Genomic DNA, 25,764 nt, shown 5'->3' on the forward strand with positions numbered 1-25,764 from the left:
GCGTCGACGGGTCTTTCGGTCCTGAAGACATCTGTCCTGAACAGCAATGGAACGATCAGCTACACATTCAAGGTGGAGAACACGGGCAATGTGACGCTGACGGATGTTGCGCTGACCGACAATCATGCGGCAGTGACGGGCAGTCCGATTGCGACCCTTGCACCGGGTCCCACCAATGCGGTGACGCTGACGGGGACCTATACGGTGTCGCAGGCGGATATCGATGCCGGTCATGTGGACAATCTGGCGAGCGCCAAGGGCAAGGATCCGGGCGATGCGGATGTGACGGCGCAGTCGCATCCGACCGGCGGGACGGCGGGCACGGCGACGCGGACGGACATTGCGCAGACGGCTTCGAGCGACTTCATCAAGACGGTGACGCATGTCGACACGGACAATGACGGTCTGCTGGATGTGAATGAACGCCTGAACTACACCTTCAGCATCAAGAACACGGGCAATGTGACGCTGTCCAATGTGACGGTGACGGACACGCGGGCCACACTGACGGGCGGTCCGATTGCCACGCTTGCGCCTGGCGTGACCGATGCGACGACGATCACCGGTTACTATGATGTGACGCAGGCGGACATCGACAGCGGCAGCGTGGATAATCTGGCGTCGATGAGTGCGAAGGACCCGAAGGGGAACCCGGTCGAGAAGCAGTCGCGCCCGCCCGGCGGGTCCGCAGGCGGCAGCACGGAGTTCGAGGCTGAGGCCCGTGGCGCGCTGGATATCGTGAAAGTGGCTGTGTTGAATGATGTCAACGACAATGGCTATGCCGATAAAAACGAGACGATCGATTATCGTTTCACTGTCACGAATACCGGCAATGTCACTCTGTCGGAGATCGCGGTGGAAGACAGCAAGGCCGAGATAACGGGCAGCTATACGATCAGGCAGGCGGATATCGACGCGGGTTCATTTGAGAACGTCGCTACAGCGACTGGCAAGGATCCGCACGGTGAGACCGTTACAGCCCAGTCTCGCCCCGAAGATGGCAATCCGGGCGAAGCGACGGTGATCAGGTTCAAGCTTACCCCGCTCATTGAACTCGATCTGGTTGGTGTGTGGATCGATACGGACAAAAGCGGTTTTCCCGACCCGACCGAGCCCGTGAAATATACTTTCACAGTCAGGAATACCGGCAATGAGACGGTTGAGAACATTACCATCAACACATTCGATGTGGCGGCAGTTTCCGTCAGGAAATCGTCGGGGCTGTTGCGTTTGCGCGCGCTCGTTCCCGTCTCCGGCGGCACATTGCCAAGTCTGGCGCCGGGAGACAAGGACTCTTCGACCTTCAGCGCATCCTATCTGCTCACGCAGTCCGATATCGATGCCGGTAAACTGATTGCAACGGCGCAGACTGTTGGTGTGGCTGTGAACGGCACGCCTGTTTCAGATATCTCGGACGACCCGCATGACTTCACCGATGTCGATACCGAGGGCGATGAAGAGCCGGACGATCCGACTGTCACGGTTCTGCCTCAGAAAGCAGCTCTGGCGTTGATGAAAACGGGCGAATTTCAGGGGAGTGGCGAGGCTATTGCCCAGCCCGGCGATACGATCCTCTATACATTCACGGTGACGAATGACGGCAATGTGAGCCTGTCAGATGTGACCCCGGTAGATGTCGGACCTCGCTTCAATGAGCGCCCCGCCAAAGGGCGGATGTCGAGTTTCTCGCCACCGGGCGCGGATCTCGGAGCGGGAGAAAGTGCGGTATTCACCGCAACTTACACGCTGACACAGGGAGACATCGCTGCTGCACAGGGTGTTGAGGATGGTGTGAAGAACACGGCGACGGCCTCGGCCACGGGACCGCAGGGCCAAAGCGTCACGGCGCCGGAGGCTGAAGGTGTTGTCGAGCTTCCGGGCTATGCAGTCAGCAAGACGACCGCGCTTGGCCAGGTGCGCCGTGGCAGTCGGGTGCCTTACACGATCCGGGTGAAAATGCTTGGCGTTCGAGGCTCCAGCACTGTCAATGTCGTAGACATGACGCCGCCCGGGCTGGTCTTTGCTCCGGGGTCGGCAAGACTGGGCGATACGGCCATCGCTCCAGTGGTCGCGGGGCGGAAGCTTGTCTTCAACGACATTGTCCTGAAAGAGGGCGAGGCTGTCGAGATTACGCTTGAACTCCTGGTAACCTCTGCGGCCAAGCCTGGTGAGTATGTGAACCGGGCATGGGTGGAGGATCTTGAAGGGACATCCATCTCGCGCATTGCAACGGCGGCGGTGGAGGTCGTTGTCGAAACCGTGTTTGACTGCGGCGACATCATAGGCAGGGCGTTCGATGACAGAAACCGCAATGGTTATCAGGACAGGGGGGAGCCCGGTCTGGCCGGCGTTCGGGTTGCGACCGTGAAAGGCCTTCTGGTCACCGCAGATGCGGAAGGGCGCTTCCACATCCCCTGTGCAGACCTGCCGGACCAGCGGATTGGCACGAACTACATCCTGAAGCTCGACACGCGTTCACTGCCTTCCGGCTATCGTCTGACGACTGAGAACCCGCGGGTGGTTCGCCTTACGGCCGGGAAGGCGTCGAGGTTCCTGTTCGGCGCTTCCGTTGGTCGTGTCATGCGGCTTGATCTGAGCGACACTGCCTTTGAGGAGGGCGGGGCAGTGCTGCGCCCTGAATGGCAGTCTGGCATTGCCCGGATGATCGAGCTGCTCAACAAGGAACCATCGTCCCTGCGGCTGGTCTACACAGAGACAGGGGAAGGCCGGCGTCTGGCCCAGAAGCGCATCAAGGCGGTGCGCAAGGGGATTGCCGGTAAGTGGCGGAGGGCCGGCGCCCGATATCGGCTGGACATAGAGATTCGCGTTCAGGCGTTTGGGGCGCTCCCAGACCGGCCTCAACGTGCTTTCGGCTACAGGTAGGGCGTCTTGTGAACAGCGGGAAAAGCCTTGTGGTTCAAGGGCTGCACGCTGAGCGCTAACTGTAATTATACGGTCAGACTACTGAAGCCCGCGGGATATGGGCGCCATGTATCGTTCATCGTTTCTCTGCACTTGAGGGCGAAGTGCGTTCGCGCTCCTCCAAAGTGCTCTTCTGGTGGTGACTAGAGCAAAAAGTGATAGTTCGATGAGGGCCTGCCAATGTTGTCACGCAACAGACCGTACCAACCGTCGTTCCTCATTTTTGATGAGCGCCGACAGCTGGGTGTGCGCGAGCATCGAACTCCAGCGCAGTCGTCTTCCAGAGATGTTGCTGCGTCCTCTTCAGCGAATTTGGCTCTTCCGGAATCCGCTGTTCGGTGAGGTGTGGAACCGGCCCTGCTTCCTTAGGAGCAAATCCGCTTTGCGTGTTCGGTACCGTTTGAAAACGCTCCGCTCCCAGTGATTGGACGCACCAGTTGGACGCCATTTTCTCAGCAATTTGTATCATAGGTCGGTCATCATGAACATGAAATACCGCATGAACACGCTCCGGAACGGCTTTGCAGGCGGTGTGGGACGAAGCATTTTCAGGAAAATTCTGACATATCTGGCTTTGTTGTTCATTGCTTTTTTTGGGGGGGGTGGCTGGGCCCAGGCTGGTGAAGGGTTTGCGATCACGGGTTTTTATAATGGTGGCCTAATTGGCAAGAACACGGGCCAAACTGGCCTCACACGATGCCCGACCGGCTCATTTGTGCGTGGGGTGCGACACTACGACAGGGCCAATGTCGGCTGGGCCCCCGGATATGGGATGACAACCAGAGTAGACCTTCTTTGTTCGAGAGTGACCACTGATGGCACGACTGTGTCCATGGGATCGTCTTTCTGGGTGAATGGCTACGCATATGACGAGGTCCAGGCAATCCGGACCGCTGTTTGTCCGACCGGAATGATTGCCAGGGGATTTTACGGTCGGGACAGGAAGACTAATACCGATGCCTTGTCCAGCCAGGTTGGCATTTTATGCACCAGGCTGGATTTGAAAGCCGGACAATGGATTCACTTCAATGTTGCCTCCAACTCCGGTCGCCTCGATGCCGGCTTGATTGAGGGCAACGCACCCCATACCAGTCGTGGCCCGTTTTGCTGGGGGAATGCTGACATTGCATTTGCCGCTTACGCGGCTCAACGTGGTGGAGAAGGCTATGACGGCGTCCGCCCTTATTGCGGCCGCTTCGGCCAGGCCAGGCTGTCAGCCGCAATGGTGTTCAGCGATTTTGCATGGGATCAGACTGTTGGTGGAGCCGGCTGGAGCACGGCTTTGGCTCAAGGAGGAACAGTACTCCCTAATGGAGCCGCTGCAGATGCCTACGCGTTGCCAGGCGACAATGACCCTTTGCTTTTCCAAAGCGCCCATGAGCTCTATGTCACGCCCGCCAGCAATTATGGAGCCCGGATTCAGCAGCGACCGGCGGGAATAAATGCGGACACCTATGTAGAAGCGGGCTCATGCGCGGGGGGCAATGCATTCGCACTTGCCGATGAACAGGATGGCACCTGTGAGCTGGTCATCAACGGCCTGCCTGATATCGGCGTTACTGCGACTGCTCCGGCTGGTCCCTTTAGCGATTATGGCGTTACGCAGACTTTTACCATGACGGCTACGAACTATGGGCCCGGAGCGACCGATGGAGATGATGGCTTTACGCTAATTGCCACACTTCCAGCCGGTTGGACGACCAGTGGTGCACTGCCTGCGGGCTGTGTACAGGGCGGTTCTACCGTGACCTGTAGCCTTGATGCTACGCCTCTAATGGCGTCTTCCGGACCGGGCGCTTCCGGGGGGACGGTCAGTTTTGACGTTCCTGTTGTGGTCGAAGAGCCCACTGAGGCGGGTGATTACACCGTACCCGTTGTTCTCGGGCGATCTGCGCCGGATGGAGATGCTGACGCGACCAACAATGATTTTGATACAGGCAATGACAGCACAGATATCGTGCTGAGGTTTCCTCCAACGCCCTCTTTTACAGTCCTGAAGACGTCCGTCCTGAATGGCAACGGCACGATCAGCTATACGTTCAGGGTAGAGAACACGGGCAATGCGACGTTGACCAACATAGTTCTGAGCGATGATCATGCGGCGGTGACGGGCAGCCCGATTGCCACACTCGCGCCCGGTCCCGCCAATGCGGTGACGCTGACCGGAACCTATACGGTGACGCAGGCGGATATCGATGCCGGTCACGTGGACAATCTGGCGTCGGCCACGGGCAAGGACCCGGACAATGCGGATGTGACGGTGCAGTCGCACCCGACCGGTGGGACGGCGGGGACGCCGACACGGACGGATATTCCCCAGACCGCGTCGAGCGACTTCATCAAGTCGGTGACGCATGTCGACACGGACAATGACGGTTTGCTGGATGCGGGGGAACGCCTGAACTATGCGTTCAGCGTCGAGAACACGGGCAATGTGACGCTTTCCAATGTGACGGTGACGGATCCACGGGCGACGATCTCAGGCAGTCCGATTGCGAGCCTTGCACCGGGCGTGACCGATGCGACCACGATCACCGGCTATTATGACGTGACGCAGGCGGACATCGACAGTGGCAGCGTGGACAATGTGGCGTCGATGAGCGCCGAGGATCCGAATGGGGACCCGGTTGAGCTGGACTCACGTCCGCCCGGCGGGACTGCGGGTGACAGCACAAGTTTTACGGCAACCGCTTCGACCGGTCTTTCTGTTCTGAAGGCCTCGGTTCTGAATGGCGATGGAACAATTACCTATTCCTTCACGGTGGAGAATACGGGCAATGTGACGCTGACCGATGTCGCATTGACCGACGATCACGCGACTGTGACGGGCAGCCCCATTGCAACGCTTCTGCCGGGTCCCGCGAATGCGGTCACGCTGACGGGCACCCATACGCCGACGCAGGCGGAGATCGACGCCGGTTATGTGGACAATCTGGCGAGCGCCACGGGCAAGGATCCGGGCGATGCGGATGTGACGGTGCAGTCGCACCCGACCGGCGGGACGGCGGGCACACCGACGCGGACGGATATTCCGCAGACCGCATCGAGCGACTTCATCAAGACGGTGACGCATGACGATACGGACGGGGATGGGTTTCTGGATGCGGGCGAGCGCCTGAACTACACGTTCAGCATCGAGAACACGGGCAATGTGACGCTCTCCAATGTGACGGTAACGGACACGCGGGCGACGCTGACAGGCGGTCCGATTGCAATTCTTGCGCCGGGGGTGACCGATGCGACGACGATCACCGGTTATTACGATGTGACGCAGGCTGACATTGAAAGTGGCAGCGTGGACAATCTGGCGTCGATGAGCGCCGAGGATCCCGACGGAGACCCGGTCCATCAGGATTCGCGCCCGCCGGGCGGCAGTCCCGGCGACAGCACAAGTTTCACGGTTGCATTTGATGGCGCTCTGGATGTGTTGAAGACGTCTGTCCTGAACGGTGACGGGACGATCAGCTACACGTTCACGATCACGAATCCCGGCAATGTGACGCTGACCAATGTGGTTCTGAGTGACGATCATGCGGCAGTGACGGGCAGTCCGATTGCGACCCTTGCACCGGGTCCCACGAACGCGGTGACGCTGACGGGGACCTATACGGTGTCGCAGGCGGATATCGATGCAGGTCACGTGGACAATCTTGCGAGCGCCACCGGCAAGGATCCAGTCAATGCGGATGTGACGGTGCAGTCGCATCCGACGGGTGGAGCAGCGGGCACGCCGACACGGACGGATATTCCGCAGACCGCGTCGAGCGACTTCATCAAGACGGTGACGCATGACGATACGGACGGGGATGGGCTCCTGGATGCCGATGAGCGGCTGAACTACGCGTTCAGTGTCGAGAACACGGGCAATGTGACGCTCTCAAATGTGACGGTGACAGATCCGCGGGCGACGCTGACAGGCGGTCCGATTGCCACGCTCGCACCGGGTGTGACCGATGCGACGACGATCACCGGTTACTATGATGTGACGCAGGCGGACATCGACAGTGGCAGCGTGGACAATGTGGCGTCGATGAGCGCCGAGGATCCGAACGGAGACCCGATCCATCAGGATTCGCGTCCGCCGGGCGGCAGTCCCGGCGACAGCACCAGCTTTACGGCAGATGCCGAAGGCGCAATTGATGTGATCAAGGAAGCTGTGCTGAGCGACACGAATGAGAATGGTTTTCCGGACAAGGGCGAGTTCATTGAGTTCCGTTTCACCGTTACCAACACGGGAAATGTGACGCTGACGGATATTTCCATCGAAGACGAAAAGGCGGATATCTCGGGCAGTCCGATTGCAGGGCCTCTTGCGCCCGGGGATGCTGATACAAGCGTGACGGGGCTCTACCGGATTACGCAGGCCGATATCGACGCCGGTGTTTTTGAGAACATCGCCAGCGCCACCGGTATGGAACCGCAGGGTGACACGGTTACGGTCGAGAGCCGGCCCGCTACTGGACAGCCGGGGGAAAAAACAGCGCTCACCTTCGCGCTGAACCCGTCTATCGAACTTGATCTCCATGATGAATGGGTTGATTCGAACAGCAACGGGTTTCCGGATCCGAATGAACCCGTGAACTACACGTTTACGGTGAGGAATACCGGCAATGTGACGGTCGAGAACATCGCCTTGGCCTCGTTTGATGTGGCGGTCAACAGCAGTCCTGGCGCTTCCGAAGCTCCGCAGCCACAGGTCCAGGTTGCTGTGCCGGGCGGTGCGCTTGCCAGCCTTGCGCCTGGCGGGGAGGACAATACGACTTTCACCGCGTCCTATCTTCTTACGCAGGCGGATATTGATGCCGGCGGGGTCACTGCAAAGGCAAAGGCTCAGGGGCTTGCGGTTGGCGGAACACCCGTTTCGGATCACTCGGATGACCCGTTGGATATCGCGGACACGGATATCGAAGGGGATGGCGAGGCGGATGATCCGACTGCGACCCCGTTGTTGCAGAACGTGGTGCTGACGGTTGACAAGACCGGTGCGTATGAAGCCGATGACCAGGGGTTGGCCGAGCCCGGCGACACGATCCTCTATACGTTCACGGTGACGAATGACAGCAATGTGAGCCTTGAGGATGTGGTGCCGGTTGATGCCGGACCGCGCTTCAACGGACACCCCGGTGGCGGCAGCATGTCGCCCTTCTCGCCATCGAGCGTTGACCTGGCCGCCGGTGAAAGCGCTGGCTTTACCGCCCGCTATGCGCTGACGCAGGGCGACATCAATGCGGCTCAGGGCATTGAAGACGGTGTGAAGAACTCGGCGTCGGCGACGGGGACGGGGCCGCGAGGTCAGACCGCTAAGGCACCCGAAGTCGAAGCGCTGGTCGAACTGCCGGGGTTTGCGATCAGCAAGATGGCATCGCTGAGTGAAGTTAACCGTGGCGGCAGGGTGCCCTATACGATCCGGGCCAAGCTGCTTGGGCTTCCTGGCTCCACAACGGTGAACATCGTGGACCTGATGCCGCCGGGCCTGAGTTTTGTGCCGGGGTCGGCCAGACTTGACGGTGCGGCCATCACCCCTGTGGCAGTGGGCCAGCAGCTTACCTTCGAAAATGTCACGCTGGCCAAAGACAGTGCTGTTGAGATCACGCTCGATCTCGCCGTCGCTGCGGCAGCCAAAACGGGCAAACATGTCAACCGGGCTTGGGTAAGCAGTCTTGATGGCAGGCAGCTGTCTGGGGTGGCGACGGCTGTGGTGGAAGTCATGGCTGATCCGCTGTTTGATTGTGGCGACATCATCGGCAAGGTGTTCGATGACAAGAACCGCAACGGGTATCAGGACGATGGGGAGCGCGGTCTTGCCGGTGTTCGGGTTGCCACGGTGAAAGGGCTTTTGGTGACGGCGGATGCGGAAGGTCGCTTCCACATCGCCTGTGCGGATCTGCCCGATCGCCGTATAGGCTCGAACTACATTCTGAAGCTCGACACGCGTTCCCTGCCTTCCGGCTATCGTCTCACGACGGAGAATCCGCGTGTCGTCCGCCTGACTGCCGGCAAGGCCTCCAAGTTCCTGTTCGGTGCTTCCGTTGGTCGTGTTGTGCGGCTTGATCTGAGCGACGCGGCCTTTGACGAGGGTGTGGTGGCTCTGCGTCCTGAATGGCAGGCTGGCCTTGCCCGGATGGTCGAGCTGCTCGACAAGGAACCGTCGGTTCTAAGGCTGGTCTATACGGAAAATGGAGAAGGCAGGCGTCTGGCCCAGAAGCGTCTCAAGGTGATGCGCAAGGACATTGCCAGGGAATGGCGGAGGGTCGGCGCCCGCTATCGGCTGGAAGTCGAAGCCAAAGTCCTGTCGGGTTCTCGCTGATAAACCAGATCTCCTCCGGCGATTTGCTGGATGAGGTCCGTGATGCGTCGGACCTTCAACGGCCTGTCAGTCCTGCAGGACGATCCGGTCGCCGCGCAGTTCGAAGCCGGAAAGGGTGTTGATGAAACTCATGCCCAGAAGGCTCTGCCCAAGGCGACCGGGCTGGGCGATGTAGACCGGCACATCGCTGCGCGCGATGGCGCCTATGCGCACTTCCTGCGCCCGGGCGCGGGCGACCATGGCGGTGCCGTTGGCGGTCGCGACCGGGATCTGAAAACGCAGCGTGGACGGGTCGAAACCGGCCCGTCTCGCATCGTCGTCGGACAGAACGATGCTGCTCGCACCTGTGTCGATGAGCATGCGCAGAGCCTGTCCGTTCACATCGGCGATCACCTCGAAATGCCCGTTGGCCGAGCGCTCCACCATGACCCGGGCATTGCCCTCGCTGCTGACTATGGAGACGGGGCTGCCGGGGATGAGGCCGGCCGTGACGCGGCTTGCGACATCCTGAAGCTCGTAGCGATACTGATAGACGGCGATGAGTGCGAGAAGCAGGAACACCCAGAAGGCGAGGGAGCGTGCGGCTTCGCCAATCCGCATGCCCGATCCCAGAATGCCGACCAGCAGGACCGCGCCCCAGAGCCCGAGATAAAGCGTTGCGGCAAAGGTGGCGTTCTCCAGCCCGAGGACGCGGCCGGAATCGTGATTGGCGATCAGCAGGATCAATCCGCCGCCAAGCAGCGCCATGACAATCCAGAAAAGCCGCATGGCTATTGCTCCTGTGCGCGCGTTCGTGCGAGCCGGCTCCGCCGGGTTTCGCGTCGTGGTTTGCGTTCTATCGTCTCAAGACGTTCCGGAAGTGCGTCCATGATTGCGCCGCGCTCCTCGTCCGACATGGCGATCCAGCCGGCGATCTCCTCGCGCGTGCGCCCGCAGCCGAAGCAAAGTCCCGATGTCAGGTCGATGGAGCATACGAGGATGCAGGGCGATTTCATGTCAGGCATGGTCTTTCCAGTGTTCTGCCAAGACATGGGGCATGGCGTCCTGTGGCGCAAGTCGCCGCGCCCGTCTATTCACCATTGCACCGGGCGGCTGTGGTGGGTATCTCGTTGCCGAAACCAATCGGGAACCAGATTTCATGTCCTTCTCCGGAATGCCTTTCGACGATGTGCGCTCGCTGCTCGAGCAGATCGAAGCGCCTGACGACAATGCCGCGACAGCCATGGCGCTGGCATTCGACCGGGCGGGTTATGCGGGTGAGGCGCTGGGCCGTCTCAGGACGCTGGGTGTCTGGCTTGCGCGCACGCGCCGCCGTGTGCCGCCGTTGATCGGCAAATCCGGTGTCGCGCTCTATGCCGCGACGCATGGCTTTGCGACGGAAGATGCAGGCGATCCGCTTGCCGCCCAGCGTGCGCGCGTGGATGCCGTTGCTGCCGGAGCGGCTGCGGTTTCTCATCTCTGCGTGGCGAACGACCTTTCGCTGAATGTGTTCGACCTTGCGCTCGATCTGCCCGCGGACGACATCCGCAAGGGCGCATCTCTGGATGAACGCTCCTGCGCCGCGACCATCGCGTTCGGCATGGAGGCAACGGCCGAGGGCGTTGACCTGCTTTGCGTTGGTGCTGTTGGTGCGCAGGCGAGGGCGGCTGCATCCGCACTTCTCACGGCACTGTTCGAGGGCGGAGCCGATGTGGTCGATGGCGCTGACCGGGATATCGTCGCAGGCGCGCTTTCCTGCCATGCGGGGCAGCTTGCCGATCCCCTGGAGGCCTTGCGCCGGCTTGGCGGACGCGACATCGCGGCTCTGACCGGCGCCATTCTTGCTGCCCGCGCGCAGGGCATTCCTGTGGTGCTCGACGGTGTGCCGGCGCTTGCTGCCGCCGCCGTCCTTTACCGTTTGTCGCCGGACATGATCTCGCATTGCGTTCTGGCCGGCGCCGGCTCTTCGCTCGAGATCTGGGCGGCTGAAAAGCTCGAGCTCACGCCGCTTCTCGATCTCGGGTTCTCGGGTGAAGAAGGCTGCGCCGGTGCGATTGCGGTCGGTCTCGTGAAGTCGGCTGCCGCTCTTGCCGGCGGCGTGGCTGAAGTCGCCAAGCGATTAGGATAAACTGTCAGGCAGCCTCAGGCGGCTCCGCCTGAGGCGCGTTTGCGCTCTCTTGGAACGGCTGGAAGCTCTTCCATCACCCGCGAGCGGGGGAAGGCGACAATGGCGTCCGTGCCCGAGCGCAGTCTTGAATTCAGCTCGAAGACCCCGTCATGCAGCGCTGTCAGCCCCTGTACGATGGGCAGGCCAAGGCCCGTGCCCTGTTCGGCGCTCTTGATGGCGATGGAGCCCTGACCGAAGGCCGAAAGAACCACGGCCAACTCGTCGTCGGGGATGCCGGGGCCATTGTCCTTGATTGCCAGATACTGCCCGCCACCGGCCGTCCAGCCGACGCGAATGCGCACTTCGCTTCCCGTGGGGCTGAATTTCACCGCATTGGCAAGCAGGTTGAGCGTGATCTGGCGGATGGCGCGCTCGTCGGCGAAAAGGCGTAAGAGCGTCGGTTCGACTTCCAGCCTGAGGCTGATGCCCTTGCCGCGCGCCTTCATCTCCATCAGTCGGCAGCAGTCTTCCACGATGGGGCCGAGAAGGAGCGGTTCCTCGTTCAGCCGGTACCGTCCCGCCTCGATGCGCGAAAGATCGAGGATCTCGTTGATCAGGCTGAGCAGATGTTTGCCGGATGTGTGAATGTCGTTTGCGTAATCCCGGTAGGTGGGATTGTCGAGTGGACCGAGCACCTGGTTCGCCATGACCTCGGAAAAGCCGAGAATGGCGTTGAGCGGCGTTCTGAGCTCATGGCTCATGGATGCGAGAAAGCGCGACTTGGCGAGATTTGCCTCTTCGGCGCGCCGGCGCGCCTCATCCGACATGGATTTTGCGGTTTCCAGTTCTCCGATCAGCGCATTCTTTTCGCTCTCAAAGGCAAGCAGTCTCAGAGCCGCGCGATTGCGGTGATGCGCCACATAGGCGAGGAATGGCAGCGATGCGGCGAGAACCAGCGCCGTAACCATGCTCGCTGTGTCGGGCTCTGCGCTGACTGTGAAGGCGAAGAGGCAAACGGGCAGCGCGAAGGCCGCGACAAGCGCACCGCCAAGCGATGCGGTGACGATGGCCGTTCCCGCGATGACGAACAGAAGCACCGCGCCCTGAATGACGGCCGGGTCCGTCAATGCGCCTGCGGGGGCTTGTAAGATGGCGAAATAGGCCCATCCGAGGCCGCTGGCGAAATGCGCGGCATATAAGCGATAACGCGTGCGCGTGACCTCGATTTCGTTTTCCGGCAGCCGGTTGAGGCGATGCGCCAGGGCAAAGAGCGGCAGGTAGCAGGCGAGGCAGGCAAACGCCCAGGTGAAAATCCGCTGTGCGTCGATCCCCGCATAGAGACCGCCCACGCAGATTGAAACGATCAGCAGGGGCGGCTTGATGGCGTTGGAGAGGATGGCCCGCGCATGCAGTTTGAGCATGTCGCGGTTGAAATCGGGCGGGCCGAGATTTTGGGACAGCCGATCACGCGTGCGCCGCACGGCAAGCCCCACATTGCTGTTGCGATGCGGCTTGGTGCGGTCCACAATGAACTTGTCGGCGAACTTGTCGGCCGATTTTGACGCTTCCGGCACCATCACCTGTTTCGAATTCCCGCTATTCGCCACCCAGATTATTCGTGAATGATTAAGAGACCCTTCAGGAAATGAGTGGCCGTCGATACACGCGCCGCCGTGGTCGCAGGCGCATACGCCTTGCAGACCTTGCTCTGACCCTGCTGCTTCTGGGCGGGATTGCGCTTCTCGTTGACCGGCTTCAGTTGCTGAGCACCGAGACGCTCACTGGCGCCGTGATCGTCCATGACGGCGATACGCTCACCCTGTCCGGCGAACGTATCCGCCTCAAGGGTATTGATGCGCCGGAATACAACCAGTCCTGCACGCGCGATGGTCAAAACTATGCCTGCGGACGTGAGGCGCTTCGCGCCCTGCAGCGGCTGGTGGCGCGGGCGGAGGTGATTTGCGAGGGATATGAGCGTGATCGCTATGAGCGGCTTCTCGCCCGCTGTATGGTGGATGGAGAGGATATCGGCCATGCGCTCGTGGAGGCTGGCTGGGCGATGGCCTATGGCGATTACGATGCAGTCGAGGCGGAGGCGCGCCGCGCGCGCCGGGGCATCTGGGCCGGCGGATTCGATGCGCCGCGCGACTGGCGTGCCGCGCATCAGGGCGAGGTTCCGTCGCAGGATGATGACCTGCTCGGCGGCCTCTGGGAACGTGTAAGACAGTGGTTTTCAGGCGAAGGACAGGGAACGCAAGATGAAGCTTTATGACGGGGGCAGGGCGCCGAATCCACGGCGTGTGCGCATATTCCTGGCCGAGAAAGGCATTGAAGTGCCGATTGTCCCCGTGGACATGGGGGCGCTTGAGCACAAGTCGGAAACGCTGACGCGGCTGAACCCGCTGCAGCGCCTGCCGGTGCTGGAGCTTGATGATGGCACGGTTCTCACCGAGACGGTGGCGATCTGTCGGTATTTCGAGGCGCTGCACCCGGAGCCTGCCCTGTTCGGCAAGGGGGCGCTCGGCATGGCGCAGGTGGAGATGTGGCAGCGCCGCGTGGAAATGCACCTGTTCTTTCCCATCGCACAGGCGTTTCGCCATCTGCACCCGGCCATGAAAGACTGGGAAGTGCCGCAGGTGGGCGAATGGGGTGAGGCGAACAAGCCCAAGGCGCTGGAATTTCTCACCTATCTCAATGCTGAACTCGCTGACCGGCCTTTCATCGCCGGTGATGATTACAGCATCGCCGACATTACCGGGCTCTCAAGCGTTGATTTCATGAAGCTGGCGCGGATTTCCATTCCCGATGGGCTCGATCATGTGATGCGCTGGTATCATACGGTGGCCGGAAGGCCGAGCGCGCAGGCCTGAGCATGGACATGCAGGACGGAGCGCTGGCAGCCCTTCTGGAGCAGGTCCGCGCCTGCCGTCTCTGCGTGGAAGATCCCGAGGGCAAACCCCTCCCGCATGAACCGCGCCCCGTGGTGGTGGGTTCCTCGACCGCGCGTGTTCTGATCGCGGGGCAGGCGCCGGGCACGCGGGTTCACGCGTCCGGCCTGCCATTCGATGATCGCTCGGGAGACCGGCTGCGGGACTGGCTTCAGGTGGACCGCCCGACATTCTACGATCCGTCGCGTTTTGCCATCGTCCCGATGGGGTTCTGTTTTCCGGGCCTTGATGCGAAAGGCGGAGATCTGCCGCCGCGCCGGGAATGCGCACCCGCCTGGCGTGGGCAGCTGATGGCGCTCATGCCGCAGATCGAACTCGTACTGGTGATCGGGCAATATGCGCAGGCCTGGCATCTGGGGGGCGAGCGTTCACGCACGCTGACAGAGACGGTTGGTGACTGGCGGCGGCTATTGGCGCTGCCTCGAAGCCCGCGCGTTCTGCCTCTGCCGCATCCCTCCTGGCGCAACACTGCCTGGCTCAGGAAGAATCCCTGGTTCGAGCGCGATCTGCTGCCCGTTCTCCGGGAGGAAATCCATCGGCTTATCTCACCGGTTTGAGAATTCTGCGGTCTAAATCTCGAGTTTTCGAGCAAAAAAATTTCTTGTTTAGCGGTGTGGCTCCTGTCATTTTAGGAAATCATTTTCTCCGGAGTTTGTCATGGACCGCCTTGATCGCAAGATCCTGCGCCTCTTGCAGGAAAATTCGACCCTTGCTGTTGCCGATGTTGCAAAAAAGGTGGGCCTGTCGACGACGCCCTGCTGGCGGCGCATTCAGAAACTCGAGGAAGAGGGCGTCATTCGCCGGCGTGTGGCGGTGCTTGATCCGGAAAAGATCAACGCGCGGGTCAATGTCTTTGTCTCGATCCGCACCAACATGCACAGCCATGAATGGCTGAAGCGCTTTTCCGAAGTGATCCAGCAGTTTCCCGAAGTGGTCGAATTCTACCGCATGAGTGGCGATGTGGACTATCTGCTGCGCGTGGTCGTGCCGGACATTGCGGCCTATGACGCTTTCTACAAGAAGCTCATCGGCAAGATCGAGATCCGCGATGTCTCGTCCACCTTCGCCATGGAGCAGATCAAATACACGACCGAGCTGCCGCTGGATTATCTGGTGCTCGACAAGGATTCCGGCGGCTCTAACGGCGGCTGAGCGGAAAGTTCGGCACCTCTTGTGACCCGATGCCACGGATTGTCCTGTGACGGGTCGCGCCATGCAGGCGCGTTCCGGTTCGGGCTCACTTCCGCGCGGCGCATCGTGTAGCCGGATTCGATGATGGCCGCTCCGTCCAGAATGAAAAGCTGCGTCTTTTCCAGGCCGGGGCGCAGAGCGCCCGTGATCGTGACCGGCTCATAGTTGGAACTGAGCCGGTAGGGCTCTGATGGCACCACGCGGATGACCTGATTGGCCGGCGGCTGCTGCATGTGGCTGCAAGCGCCGCGCCGCGCGACCAGCATGAAGGCGTAGACCAGTTCGCCCTCGCGATCGGCCGGCAGGAGATAACCTGACAGCCTGATCGTTTCTCCGTCCAGACCCGTTGCAAGCACGGGCCCATCAGGATTGCCGTGGGCGGGGGAGAGTTCCGGCCAGTCGATCTCTCGTGCCTCAACTGCGCTGGCGCTGGCCGTTGGGATGAAGGCCGGTGTCACGAGAAGGCTCAGGATCGCTGCATGAAACACCCGGAACCGGCCAGCCATCGCTCGCTCCTATTTTGACAGTCGGGCGAGGAGGGATGAAGTGTCCCAGCGATTGCCGCCCATCTTCTGCACGTCCTTGTAAAACTGGTCGACCAGCGCCGTGACCGGCAGGCTCGCCCCGTTGCGATTGGCTTCGGAGAGGCAGATGCCGAGATCCTTGCGCATCCAGTCGACCGCGAAGCCAAACTCATATGCGCCTTCGTTCATCGTCTTGTGACGGTTCTCCATCTGCCAGGAACCGGCAGCGCCCTTGGAGATCACATCGACGACTTTTTCGATATCGAGACCGGCTTTCTGGCCGAAATGAATGCCTTCGGCCAGCCCCTGAACGAGGCCTGCAATGCAGATCTGATTGATCATCTTGGTGAGCTGGCCGGAGCCGGCCGGGCCCATCAGGCCGACCATGCGCGCGAAGGAGGAGATGACCGGCTTCGCTTTCTCGAAGACGGCTTCGTCACCACCGCACATGACCGTAAGCACACCGTTTTCAGCACCGGCCTGACCGCCGGAGACCGGCGCATCGATGAAGCCAAACCCGCTCTTTTGTGCTGCCTCGGCCAGTTCGCGCGCCACTTCCGCCGACGCCGTGGTGTTGTCGATGAAGATGGCGCCTTCCTTCATGCTCTGGAAAGCGCCGTCTTCGCCGAGTGTCACCGAGCGAAGGTCATCGTCATTGCCGACGCAGGAAAACACGAAGTCCTTGCCTGCGGCGGCCTCACGGGGCGTCGGCGCGCTCGCGCCGCCATGCTCTTCAACCCATTTCCGGGCCTTGGCGGCCGTGCGGTTGTAGACCGTGACCGTATGACCGCCCTTGTTTTGAAGATGCGCGGCCATCGGATATCCCATGACCCCGAGCCCGATGAATGCGACGTCTGCCATTCGGAAATTCTCTCCCTTGATATGCGTGTGCTGGCGCAGGTCGCGCTAGCGCTTCAGATGCTTTGTGATGCGGAGTTCGATCCAGTCGATCGCGTTGCGCAGCACCTCGACAATGCCAAGATAGATGATGGCGGCCCAGATGTAAGTCTGGAAGTCGAAGGTGCGGGCATAGGCGCGCCGTGTCTCGCCCATCAGGTCGTAGACCGTGATGATGGCGACGATGGCCGAACCCTTGATCATGAGGATGATCTCATTGCCATAGGGCCTCAGCGCCACGATCAGAGCCTGGGGGATGATGATCTTGCGGAGCGTCTGGAGTTTTGAAAGCCCCAGAGCCGAAGCAGCCTCCCATTGTCCGCGCCCGACGCTTTCCACCGCGCCGCGCAGGATTTCCGCCTGATAGGCAGAAGTGTTGAGCGTGAAGGCAAAAGCCGCGCAGTACCATGCCTCGCGGAAAAAGCCCCAGAGACCGATGGCCTGCAGTTCGGGACGAAACGAACCGAGGCCGTAATAGATCAGGAAGGTCTGCGCCAGAAGCGGCGTGCCGCGGAAGAAGTAGACATAGGCATAGGCCAGTCCGGCGATCAGCTTGTTCCGCGACATGCGCCCGAGCGCGATGGGAACGGAGAGCAGTGCGCCGCAGATGACCGAAACGGCGACGAGCTGGATCGTGACCCACAGGCCCGACAGGTAGCGCGGCGCATAGCGGGCGAAGATGTCGGGATCCCAGGCGTTGACCATGAAGATCAGGACGCCGAGCCCAAGTGCCGCCCAGATCGTGAGCAGAACGACGCCGATGATGCGGGCGCGCGTCCAGCCCTGTTTCACCTCCGGTGGCCGTTCCACCGCAATTGTGCCGTTCGCGCTCATCGCTGCACTCCATGGCGTTTCGTCCGTCTTTCGATCGCGCCAAGAGCGATGGAGGAAAGCATGGCGAGGACGAGATAGAGGAGGCAGGCAATGCCGTAGAACAGGAACGCCTCCTTGGTGACGCGGGCCGCGATGCCGGTCTGGCGCAGGATGTCGGTGAGGCCGATGACGGACACGAGTGCGGTGTCCTTGAGGAGGATCAGCCACAGATTGGACAGGCCGGGCAGGGCGAGACGGATGAGCTGCGGCAGGATGACAAGCCGCATGGTCTGCCCGTTGGAAAGGCCGATGGCATGCCCGCCTTCATATTGTCCGTCCGGAATCGCCCGAAACGCCGCAAGGAAAACCTCGCTGGCATAGGAGGAGAACACAGCGCCCAGCGCGACCATGCCGGCCACGAAGGCGTTGATCTCGATATTGGCGTCCGGGTTGAACAAATGCACGAGCTTCTGCAGGCCGATCTGCGCGCCGTAGAAGACGAGAAACAGCGTCAGCAGTTCAGGAAGACCGCGGAAAATCGTCGTGTAGATGTTTGCTGCAAGCCGTAAGGCCTTGTCGTTCGAGCGCTTGCCCAACGCGACGAAGAAGCCGATGGCGAGCCCCAGAGGTAAGGTGGCCAGCGCCAGGGTTACCGTCAACAGAACGCCTTTGGCGATATTGTCGCCCCAGCCCTCAGGGCCGAAACTCAAAAGGGTCCAAACCCCTTCCATCTCCCAAAATCCTTACTCGAACCGCCTGATCCTGCACCCCCATGCGGATTGGCGATTTCATTTCTGGTAACGGCGCCCTTAAGCAAACGCCGCCCGATACGCAACAGGCGGCCGAACCTTTCGGGTCCGGCCGCCTGCGGCTATGTCAATCGACACATGATGACTGCGCTCAATCGCCGTAGACGTCGAACGAGAAATACTGGTCGTTGATTTCCTTGTATTTTCCGTTTTCCCGAATGGCGGTGATGGCAGCGTTCAGCTTCTCGCGGAGCTCATCCTCGCCCTGACGCACGGCAATGCCGATGCCGGGGCCGTAGATGGCTTCATCCGGGGTAAGCGTGCCGAGCACCTTGCAGCAGGCGCCATCTTCGCTGTCGAGGAACTCCTGAAGCACGATCACGTCATCGATCACGGCGTCCAGACGACCGTTCACCATGTCGAGCTTGTATTCCTCGGCGGTCGGATAAACCTTCACGTCACTGTCGCTGAAGGTTGTTTCGGCGAAAGTCGCATGGGTGGTTGCGCCCTGCGCGCCGATCACCTTGCCGGCCAGATCCTCCCTGGACGTGCCGGTGATGTCGGATTCCTTCGGCACAACGAGCGCCGGCGGCGTGTTGTAATACTTGTTGGAGAAGTCGACCTGCTTCTTGCGGTCCTCGGTGATCGACATGGAAGCGATGATGGCGTCGAACTTGCCGGCCTGAAGGGCGGGAATGATGCCGTCCCAATCCTGCGTTACGAACTCGCACTCCGCCTTCATCTCGGCGCAGAGCGCCTTGGCGATGTCCACGTCGAAGCCTTCCAGAGAGCCATCGGCGGTCAGGTTGTTGAAGGGAGGATAGGCGCCTTCGGTGCCGATCTTCAGCTTCATCGTGTCCTGGGCATGGGCCGAGCCAACTGCGAGCGCCAGAGCGGCTGCGGGCAGGGCGAGCGCGATACGCCGTGAAATAAGCATTCTAGTTCCTCTCATCTTATTATGTGCCGCCTTCCATTTTGACCGGGGCGGTGCATGAAGCCGGATATTCCCACCGATTTGCCGCAAATTGCAACCGTAAAGGTGACAGCTGGGAGGCAATGCAAGGAAGGCGCAGGAACCCAGGGGCAGAACCCATTAATATGACCGCAATGGCGTTCGATAGACCAAAAGATGCAAGGAAACGCCCGCAGAGCGGGGTCTTCCCCCGGTCAAGGGGGGTGACGCAGCAGGTCGCCGGTCTATCGAGCGTCTTTCGCATCGGCCTGATTTGCACGGGCTACTTTGTCGCAAACCCTTGAAAGACGTGAAGTCTTCCTGCGGTCTTGCTTCGCGTATCCGCACAAATCAGGCCGACCATTGCGGCCATATTAATGGGTTCTGACCCTAGCCGCCGCTGCGCGCGATTCCCGTATGATTGACGATGAAATCGGCAATGGCGTCTACGTCATCAAGGTCGAAGACCGGCAATGCACCGCCTTCGGTTTCGTGGTCGGCCGCCACAGCAACGATTGCCGGGTCTGATGCCGCAAGAAAGGCCTTGTCGTCGGAAGCCCGCCGGCGGCATTCGAGCTTTGGGTGGCCGGCGCGCTTGAAGCCTTCGATGAGCACCAGATCGCAGGGAGAAAGCCGTGACAGCATCTCCTCCATTGTTGGCTCTTTTTCATCGGTGAGTTCATGGATCATCGCCCAGCGCCTGCCAGAAACGATGGCGATTTCGCCTGCGCCCGCGCGGCGATGGCGGAACGAATCCGTTCCTTCGTGATCAATGTCGAAATCGTGGTGCGCATGCTTCAGCGTTGCGATCCTGAAGCCGCGTTTCGTCAGCGTCTCAACGAGCGCGACGGTCAAAGTGGTCTTGCCGGAATTTTTCCAGCCGACAATGCCGAATACGGGCTGATTCACGACTTCTCTCTTCTGCTTCTTTCACGCGCCTGTTCAAGGTCATCGGGCGTGTTGACGTTGAAGAATGGATCGCCTTCGGCGCTTTGCGGGAAATCCACGATTGCCGCCTTCTGGATATCGCAGGCATAGGCGGCGACACGGCGGCTTCCGCCTTCGGCGATATGTCGGGCGAGATCGTCGGCGATGCACACAGGCCAGAGCCCGAAAACCGGATGCAGCCTTTCGCCTGAACGCGCAAGGGCCACCGTTTTGGCGCTCCCGCCGGCTTCGGCCAGCCGGTCCACCAGATCATCCGGGAAGAAGGGCGTGTCGGCTGCTGCCGTGACGATGTGGGTGGCGCCGGGCGCATTTTGCCGTGCCCATTGCAGGCCGGCGAGGATGCCGCCCAGAGGGCCGACGCGCTCTGGCAGCGGGTCGGAGACCACATCGAGCCCCAGTGTCGCAAAGCGTTCGGGATCGCCATTGGCGTTGAGCGCCAGCCGGTCGACCTGAGGGGAAAGCCGCGCGATCACCGTTTCCATCAGCGAGGTTTCCGCAAGCGCGAGCATGCCCTTGTCGCCGCCGCCCATGCGGCTGGCTTCGCCACCGGCAAGAATGATCCCGACAATGCCCTTGCTCATGCTCATGTACCTGCCTCAAACATCTCCGACCTGCCGGGCAACGTAAATCACATAGAGCGATGTGACGATGCCGAGCGACGACGAGATCAGCATGACCCAGATGAGCGGGTAGGGGCCGGTATCGGGTGAAAGGAGAGCGCCGGCGAGAACGGAAAGGGCCGCGCCGCCGCCGATCTGCAACGCTCCGCCCAGGCCCGACGCCGAGCCGGCCAGATGCGGACGCACGCTGACAATGCCTGCATTGGCGTTCGGCATGGTCATGCCATTTCCGATGCCCACGAGGAATGAGGGGCCGAACAGCGACATTGGATGGTAGAATCCGACAAGGAACAGTGCCAGAGCCAGCAGGAGGCCCAGCGAGGCGACAATGTTGCCGGCGAGCATCATCGGGTTGATGCCGATGCGCCGCGAATAGCGACCGGACATGAAGTTGCCGATCATGTAGCCGACCGAGATGAAGATGAAATACAGGCCGTATTGTGATGGCGTCAGACCCAGGATCTCGGTGGCCACATAGGGACCGCCGCCAAGAAACGCGAAGAACGCGCCGGACGCCATCCCCGCAGTGGCGGTGTAACCCCAGAAGCGACGGGCGCGGAACAGTTCGGGGTAGGTTTTCAGCTGTTTGGTGAGGCTGGTCGAACGGTTGTGATGGGTCTCGCCGAGGTCGAGATAGACCACCACGAAAGAGATAAGCCCAAAGCCCAGAATGAGATAGAAGGTGGACTTCCATCCATAGAGCTCATCCAGAAAGCCGCCGATAACGGGGCCGAGCATGGGCGCGAGCGTCATGCCCATCGTGATGTAGCCGATGCGGCTTGCCGCTTCGTCCGCGCCGACCGTGTCGCGCACGATGGCGCGCGACAGGACCATGCCGGCGGCGGCGAAGGCCTGCATCACCCGGCAGATCAGAAAAATGGTGATGTTGGGGGCCACAAGGGCGGCGATAGTCGCCAGGATGAAGATGACGAAAGAGGTGAGCATGACCGGCCGGCGGCCAAAGCGGTCGGAGGCGGGGCCGATGCCGAGCTGCAATATGGCGGTCGCAGCCAGATAAAGCGAAACGGCAAGCTGGACGACCCTGTAGTCGGCCTGAAAATACTCTGCCATTCCGGGCAGTGAAGGAAGGAAAAGGTTCATGGAGACAGCGGCGGTGGCGCTCGCGATCACCAGCGTGACGATATGGGGAGGGGTGGCAGAGCGGGGTAAATGCTTTTCCATAACGTCTTGAGAACCTTGATTTATCAGAGACTGTGACCGGAGATGCGGTGCACAGCCTCGTTGGCAATGGTCAGGCGCTTTTGTGACTGCCTGTTGCCCCTCATGTGCCCTCCGTGGCCATGCTGGGGGTTGTGCTTTCAGCGGCAGGTTTGACCCTGTCGATGATCTGTTCGCGATAGAGCGTGTAGAGGCCGGAACCGACAACCAGCCCTGCGCCGAGGATCATGGCCCAGTCCGGCCAGTCGCCGAAAAGGACGATGCCGAGCGCAATGGCCCAGAGCAGCGCCGTGTACCGGAAGGGCGCGATGAAGGAGAGTTCCCCCACGCGAAGCGAAACCACGATGAAATGATACCCGCAGACCACGCACAGCGTCGCGCCGACAAGGATTGCGAAATCCGCATTGCTCATCGGCGACCAGCCGCCATAGGGGACGACCAGAACAGCGCCGGCAAGCGTGACCGCTGCGGCGGTGGCGGTGGAGATCAGGGATGAGGGGATATCCTCGGGGATCTTGCGTGTTGTCAGGTCGCGCATGGTCGCGAAGGCAACTGCCGCCACGCCATAGAGCGAATAGGCGTTGAAGGCGTCAAAGCCCGGCCTGATGATGATCAGGATACCGATAAAGCCCACGGCAATCGCGCTCCAGCGACGCCAGCCAACGGGCTCACTGAGAAAGAAGGCTGCGCCCATGGTGACGGTGAGTGGCAGCACCTGCATGACCGCTGTCAGGTTGGCGATGGGCATATGGGCAAGAGCCGACAGGAAGCAGATCGTTGCGCCTGTCTCGCCGGCAACCCGCAGCGCGACCATGGGGTGCAGGATGGCTCTGGGCTGCTGCAGCGCTTTCGTGCGCCACGCGAACAGAAGCATCAGCGCGGTCGCCATGACGCCGCGCACAAGCATGACCTGTCCCATGTTCATGACTTCGGCGACAAGCTTGGTCAAAGCATCATTGATGGTGAAGCCGGCAAGGGCCACACACATGAAAAGCGCACCGCGCGCATTCGGCGAAAAGGACACGACTACCCCGCGATGCAGGCACGTGGAAACACACCGCCCGCCGGGGCGGCGCTTCCACGTCGAAGGAGTTTCAACGGTTATGCGCGAAAGCGAATCTGCTCCCCGCACATCTCGTGTTGATGCTAAGTATACCTTATTGATTTGGCAATCGTTGAGGCCGCGAAAAACGCCCCGAATCCGGCCCTGGATCCATTCTGACGCACCCTGCGAGACACACGAAGATTTTCACAACGCGCTTGGTTCGGCTGGCTCACCATGAGGGAGGGCGCTGACTGCCAATCGCGTTGAAACGTCTTTGATCAAGATGCCTTGTCACGAACTGCTTCCCTCATGGTGAGCCAGCCGAACCATGCATCGCGCGAATACGATGGAGTATGCGAAAGACCGAAGAAGCGTTCCGCCTTTCGGTCCGGGACCTTAGCCGCCAGTAACGCTCATATGGCGCGAGACCGAGGGGCGGTTGGTGCGCCGGTCGATGATGAAGTCGTGCCCCTTGGGCTTGCGGGCGATGGCCCTGTCGATGGTTTCGGCAAGCAGGTCATTGCCTTCCGAAGCCCGCAGCGCATCGCGCAGATCGGCGGAATCGTCCTGACCCAGGCACATGTAGAGCATGCCCGTGCAGGTGATGCGCACGCGGTTGCAGCTTTCGCAGAAATTATGCGTCATCGGGGTGATGAAGCCCAGCTTGCCGCCCGTTTCCGCCACCTCGACATAGCGCGCCGGTCCGCTCGTCTTGAACGGAATGTCGGTCAGCGTGAACTGCTTCTCAAGCTGTGCGCGCAGGAGCGAAAGCGGAAGATACTGGTCGGTCCGGTCGCCGTCGATCTCGCCCATGGGCATGGTCTCGATCACGGTCATGTCCATGCCGCGTCCATGCGCCCAGCGCAGCATTTCGGGGATTTCGTCTTCGTTGAAGCCCTTGAGCGCGACGGTGTTCAGCTTGATCTTGAGGCCGGCGGCCTCCGCAGCTTCAATGCCACGCATCACCTTGTCGAGCTTGCCCCAGCGGGTGATGGCGTGAAACTTGTCCGCATCGAGCGTGTCGATGGAAACGTTGATACGCCGAACGCCACAATCGGCAAGCTCGGTGGCAAAACGCTCGAGCTGGGAGCCATTGCTGGTCAGAGTCAGCTCATCGAGTGCGCCGGATTTCAGGTGGCGCGAAAGCTGCCGCACCAGATGCATGATGTTCTTGCGCACCAGCGGCTCACCGCCGGTCAGCCGAAGCCGCCGCACGCCCTTTTCGATGAAGACGGTGCACAGCCGGTCCAGCTCTTCCAGGCTCAGAAGGTCGCGCTTGGGCAGAAACGTCATGTCTTCCGCCATGCAGTAGACGCACCGGAAGTCGCAGCGATCAGTAACCGAAACGCGCAGATAGTCGATGGCGCGGCCAAAGGGGTCGATCATGTTGCTCTGCGTCATAGGCTCGCTTCCGCTGGCGGTTCCGATCATTTTTCCACCCTTCTCATGTCGTGGATCGGGGCAGACAATTCAAGCGCCGTGACACTAGCACCGGGCCGTTCTCGTGGGCAATCCGCATCGCGGGGCTTTTCAGTTGAACCAAAGCTGAATAGGTCTGTTGGCCGAAAGGCGGTGCACAATGAGACCACCCAAGGAATTGCGTGTTTCCAGGGATCGTTCTTTGCTGACGGTTCTGTTTCCCGATGCCGAGCCGGCGGAGCTTTCCGCCGAGATGCTGCGGGTTCTTTCTCCATCCGCTGAAGTGCAGGGCCATTCGCCCGAGCAGCGCGTCACCGTTCCCGGCAAGCGGCATGTCACCATCAGCCGGGTTGAGCCCGTGGGCAATTATGCGGTGCGGATCGTGTTCAGCGATGCGCATCAGAGCGGCATTTTCACATGGGTCTACCTCCATGAGCTCGCTGCGCAGAAAGACGCCAAATGGCAGGGGTATCTGGATGAATTGGAGGAGAAGGGGTTGAGCCGTGACGCATGACGCTGCAACGCATGAGAATGAAGAACACATCATCGCCTCCATGGAGGCGCTTGAGGCGCTTTACGGTAAGCCGGGCGCGGCCTCGCTGACCAAGGTTACCGACCGTGTCATCCCCGAATATGCGCAGCTGATCGAAGCCTCGCCCTTTGTGGCGCTGGCGACCATCGGGCCGGAAGGCATTGACTGTTCTCCGCGCGGCGACAGGCCGGGTTTCGTGCGCATCCACGATGACCGCACCCTGATGATGCCCGACCGGCGCGGCAACAACCGGACCGATTCCCTGCGCAACATCATCCGTGATGACCGCGTGGCTTTCCTCTTCCTCATTCCCGGATCTGGCACCACGCTGCGCGTCAACGGGCGTGCGAAGCTCTCGGTCGATCCCGGTCTGTGTGCATCCTTTGCGGTCGATGAGGCTGCCCCGCGTTCGGTCATCGTGCTTGCGGTTGACGAGATTTATTTTCAGTGCGCGCGGGCGATTGTCCGGTCCGGTCTGTGGAACGCTGAAAACCATGTCGATCCGCAGAGCCTGCCAACGGCCGGCCAGATCCTGCAGGCGACAAGCCGTGCTGAGATCGACGGCGAGGCCTATGATCGCGATTGGCCGGAGCGTGCGCGCCAGACCATGTGGTGACGCGCTGATTGGCGGG

22 protein-coding genes are annotated in these 25,764 nt (G+C 60.9%); 9 read left to right on the forward strand and 13 right to left on the reverse strand.

Annotated features, from left to right (window positions below; genetic code table 11):
• Positions 1-2,883, forward strand: a 2,883-nt coding sequence (locus JYP46_RS04690; protein WP_206547446.1) for a DUF7507 domain-containing protein, incomplete at its 5' end; no start/stop codon positions are given.
• A gap of 1,813 nt (positions 2,884-4,696) precedes the next feature.
• Positions 4,697-9,229: a DUF7507 domain-containing protein gene (locus tag JYP46_RS04695; RefSeq protein ID WP_268968694.1), complete on the forward strand. Its 4,533-nt coding sequence runs from the start codon at positions 4,697-4,699 to the stop codon at positions 9,227-9,229.
• 66 nt (positions 9,230-9,295) lie between these two features.
• On the opposite strand, the gene JYP46_RS04700 is transcribed toward JYP46_RS04695, so the two are convergent.
• Positions 9,296-9,997, reverse strand: coding sequence for a retropepsin-like aspartic protease family protein (locus JYP46_RS04700; protein ID WP_206547448.1), 702 nt, complete (start codon positions 9,995-9,997; stop codon positions 9,296-9,298).
• A gap of 2 nt (positions 9,998-9,999) precedes the next feature.
• A complete protein-coding gene (locus JYP46_RS04705) occupies positions 10,000-10,233 on the reverse strand; it encodes a DUF1289 domain-containing protein (protein WP_222473908.1) in 234 nt (77 codons plus the stop codon).
• Positions 10,234-10,367: 134 nt separating this feature from the next.
• Between JYP46_RS04705 and JYP46_RS04710 the strand changes: the two genes are divergently transcribed.
• Positions 10,368-11,336, forward strand: coding sequence for a nicotinate-nucleotide--dimethylbenzimidazole phosphoribosyltransferase (locus JYP46_RS04710; RefSeq protein ID WP_206547449.1), 969 nt, complete (start codon positions 10,368-10,370; stop codon positions 11,334-11,336).
• A gap of 14 nt (positions 11,337-11,350) precedes the next feature.
• Here JYP46_RS04710 and JYP46_RS04715 read toward each other — a convergent pair whose 3' ends face one another.
• Positions 11,351-12,892, reverse strand: a complete 1,542-nt coding sequence (locus JYP46_RS04715; RefSeq protein WP_206547711.1) for a sensor histidine kinase — start codon at positions 12,890-12,892, stop codon at positions 11,351-11,353.
• Between the two features lie 68 nt (positions 12,893-12,960).
• On the opposite strand from JYP46_RS04715, the gene JYP46_RS04720 reads away from it, so the two are divergent.
• The 4 genes from JYP46_RS04720 (at position 12,961) to JYP46_RS04735 (ending at position 15,415) form a co-directional block, all read left to right on the forward strand.
• Positions 12,961-13,587: a thermonuclease family protein gene (locus JYP46_RS04720; protein ID WP_206547450.1), complete on the forward strand. Its 627-nt coding sequence runs from the start codon at positions 12,961-12,963 to the stop codon at positions 13,585-13,587.
• Positions 13,574-14,185, forward strand: a complete 612-nt coding sequence (locus tag JYP46_RS04725; RefSeq protein WP_206547451.1) for a glutathione S-transferase — start codon at positions 13,574-13,576, stop codon at positions 14,183-14,185. The genes JYP46_RS04720 and JYP46_RS04725 overlap by 14 nt, the downstream gene beginning before the upstream one ends.
• Positions 14,186-14,187: 2 nt before the next feature.
• Positions 14,188-14,820, forward strand: a complete 633-nt coding sequence (locus JYP46_RS04730; protein WP_244974844.1) for a uracil-DNA glycosylase family protein — start codon at positions 14,188-14,190, stop codon at positions 14,818-14,820.
• A 100-nt stretch (positions 14,821-14,920) separates the two neighbouring features.
• Complete coding sequence (locus JYP46_RS04735) at positions 14,921-15,415, forward strand: Lrp/AsnC family transcriptional regulator (protein ID WP_113155415.1); 495 nt, start codon at positions 14,921-14,923, stop codon at positions 15,413-15,415.
• On the opposite strand, the gene JYP46_RS04740 is transcribed toward JYP46_RS04735, so the two are convergent.
• The 10 genes from JYP46_RS04740 to moaA form a co-directional block, all read right to left on the reverse strand.
• Positions 15,370-15,960, reverse strand: coding sequence for a DUF3299 domain-containing protein (locus tag JYP46_RS04740; protein ID WP_206546325.1), 591 nt, complete (start codon positions 15,958-15,960; stop codon positions 15,370-15,372). The two genes, JYP46_RS04735 and JYP46_RS04740, sit on opposite strands and share 46 nt — an antisense overlap.
• A 9-nt stretch (positions 15,961-15,969) precedes the next feature.
• A complete protein-coding gene (locus tag JYP46_RS04745; protein WP_224873420.1) occupies positions 15,970-16,860 on the reverse strand; it encodes an NAD(P)-dependent oxidoreductase in 891 nt (296 codons plus the stop codon).
• Between the two features lie 24 nt (positions 16,861-16,884).
• The gene (locus JYP46_RS04750) at positions 16,885-17,709 is read right to left on the reverse strand and encodes an ABC transporter permease (protein WP_206547452.1); all 825 of its coding nucleotides are present in this window, start codon (positions 17,707-17,709) and stop codon (positions 16,885-16,887) included.
• Positions 17,706-18,419, reverse strand: a complete 714-nt coding sequence (locus JYP46_RS04755) for an ABC transporter permease (protein ID WP_113155411.1) — start codon at positions 18,417-18,419, stop codon at positions 17,706-17,708. The genes JYP46_RS04750 and JYP46_RS04755 overlap by 4 nt, the downstream gene beginning before the upstream one ends.
• A gap of 169 nt (positions 18,420-18,588) precedes the next feature.
• Positions 18,589-19,374: an ABC transporter substrate-binding protein gene (locus JYP46_RS04760; RefSeq protein WP_113155410.1), complete on the reverse strand. Its 786-nt coding sequence runs from the start codon at positions 19,372-19,374 to the stop codon at positions 18,589-18,591.
• A gap of 405 nt (positions 19,375-19,779) precedes the next feature.
• On the reverse strand, positions 19,780-20,298 hold the full coding sequence (mobB, locus tag JYP46_RS04765) for a molybdopterin-guanine dinucleotide biosynthesis protein B (protein WP_206547453.1): 519 nt from the start codon (positions 20,296-20,298) through the stop codon (positions 19,780-19,782).
• On the reverse strand, positions 20,295-20,924 hold the full coding sequence (gene mobA / locus JYP46_RS04770) for a molybdenum cofactor guanylyltransferase MobA (protein WP_222473910.1): 630 nt from the start codon (positions 20,922-20,924) through the stop codon (positions 20,295-20,297). Before mobA ends, mobB begins: the two co-directional genes overlap by 4 nt.
• Before the next feature lie 9 nt (positions 20,925-20,933).
• Positions 20,934-22,139: a multidrug effflux MFS transporter gene (locus JYP46_RS04775; protein WP_113155408.1), complete on the reverse strand. Its 1,206-nt coding sequence runs from the start codon at positions 22,137-22,139 to the stop codon at positions 20,934-20,936.
• 100 nt (positions 22,140-22,239) lie between these two features.
• Positions 22,240-23,160: a DMT family transporter gene (locus JYP46_RS04780; protein WP_113155407.1), complete on the reverse strand. Its 921-nt coding sequence runs from the start codon at positions 23,158-23,160 to the stop codon at positions 22,240-22,242.
• A gap of 417 nt (positions 23,161-23,577) precedes the next feature.
• Positions 23,578-24,582 carry a GTP 3',8-cyclase MoaA gene (moaA, locus tag JYP46_RS04785; RefSeq protein ID WP_206547454.1) on the reverse strand — a complete coding sequence of 335 codons (1,005 nt, stop codon included), beginning with the start codon at positions 24,580-24,582 and terminating at the stop codon, positions 23,578-23,580.
• Between the two features lie 178 nt (positions 24,583-24,760).
• On the opposite strand from moaA, the gene JYP46_RS04790 reads away from it, so the two are divergent.
• Both JYP46_RS04790 and JYP46_RS04795 read left to right on the forward strand, forming a co-directional pair.
• Positions 24,761-25,114, forward strand: coding sequence for a gamma-butyrobetaine hydroxylase family protein (locus tag JYP46_RS04790; protein WP_206546320.1), 354 nt, complete (start codon positions 24,761-24,763; stop codon positions 25,112-25,114).
• A 40-nt stretch (positions 25,115-25,154) separates the two neighbouring features.
• Complete coding sequence (locus JYP46_RS04795) at positions 25,155-25,748, forward strand: pyridoxamine 5'-phosphate oxidase family protein (protein ID WP_206547713.1); 594 nt, start codon at positions 25,155-25,157, stop codon at positions 25,746-25,748.
• The last annotated feature ends 16 nt before the right edge of the window (positions 25,749-25,764 follow it).

The organism is Nitratireductor aquimarinus (genome assembly GCF_017255295.1).
GTDB lineage: Bacteria > Pseudomonadota > Alphaproteobacteria > Rhizobiales > Rhizobiaceae > Nitratireductor > Nitratireductor aquimarinus.

Excerpts from the sequence above, each read along its gene's own strand:
- JYP46_RS04695 (WP_268968694.1), top strand. The coding sequence starts at position 4,697 with ATGGCGTCTTCCGGACCGGGCGCTTCCGGGGGGACGGTCAGTTTTGAC.
- JYP46_RS04700 (WP_206547448.1), bottom strand. The coding sequence starts at position 9,997 with ATGCGGCTTTTCTGGATTGTCATGGCGCTGCTTGGCGGCGGATTGATC.
- JYP46_RS04705 (WP_222473908.1), bottom strand. The coding sequence starts at position 10,233 with ATGCCTGACATGAAATCGCCCTGCATCCTCGTATGCTCCATCGACCTG.
- JYP46_RS04710 (WP_206547449.1), top strand. The coding sequence starts at position 10,368 with ATGTCCTTCTCCGGAATGCCTTTCGACGATGTGCGCTCGCTGCTCGAG.
- JYP46_RS04715 (WP_206547711.1), bottom strand. The coding sequence starts at position 12,892 with ATGGTGCCGGAAGCGTCAAAATCGGCCGACAAGTTCGCCGACAAGTTC.
- JYP46_RS04720 (WP_206547450.1), top strand. The coding sequence starts at position 12,961 with ATGAGTGGCCGTCGATACACGCGCCGCCGTGGTCGCAGGCGCATACGC.
- JYP46_RS04725 (WP_206547451.1), top strand. The coding sequence starts at position 13,574 with ATGAAGCTTTATGACGGGGGCAGGGCGCCGAATCCACGGCGTGTGCGC.
- JYP46_RS04730 (WP_244974844.1), top strand. The coding sequence starts at position 14,188 with ATGGACATGCAGGACGGAGCGCTGGCAGCCCTTCTGGAGCAGGTCCGC.
- JYP46_RS04735 (WP_113155415.1), top strand. The coding sequence starts at position 14,921 with ATGGACCGCCTTGATCGCAAGATCCTGCGCCTCTTGCAGGAAAATTCG.
- JYP46_RS04740 (WP_206546325.1), bottom strand. The coding sequence starts at position 15,960 with ATGGCTGGCCGGTTCCGGGTGTTTCATGCAGCGATCCTGAGCCTTCTC.
- JYP46_RS04750 (WP_206547452.1), bottom strand. The coding sequence starts at position 17,709 with ATGAGCGCGAACGGCACAATTGCGGTGGAACGGCCACCGGAGGTGAAA.
- JYP46_RS04755 (WP_113155411.1), bottom strand. The coding sequence starts at position 18,419 with ATGGAAGGGGTTTGGACCCTTTTGAGTTTCGGCCCTGAGGGCTGGGGC.
- JYP46_RS04760 (WP_113155410.1), bottom strand. The coding sequence starts at position 19,374 with ATGCTTATTTCACGGCGTATCGCGCTCGCCCTGCCCGCAGCCGCTCTG.
- mobA (WP_222473910.1), bottom strand. The coding sequence starts at position 20,924 with ATGAGCATGAGCAAGGGCATTGTCGGGATCATTCTTGCCGGTGGCGAA.
- JYP46_RS04775 (WP_113155408.1), bottom strand. The coding sequence starts at position 22,139 with ATGGAAAAGCATTTACCCCGCTCTGCCACCCCTCCCCATATCGTCACG.
- moaA (WP_206547454.1), bottom strand. The coding sequence starts at position 24,582 with ATGACGCAGAGCAACATGATCGACCCCTTTGGCCGCGCCATCGACTAT.
- JYP46_RS04790 (WP_206546320.1), top strand. The coding sequence starts at position 24,761 with ATGAGACCACCCAAGGAATTGCGTGTTTCCAGGGATCGTTCTTTGCTG.
- JYP46_RS04795 (WP_206547713.1), top strand. The coding sequence starts at position 25,155 with ATGGAGGCGCTTGAGGCGCTTTACGGTAAGCCGGGCGCGGCCTCGCTG.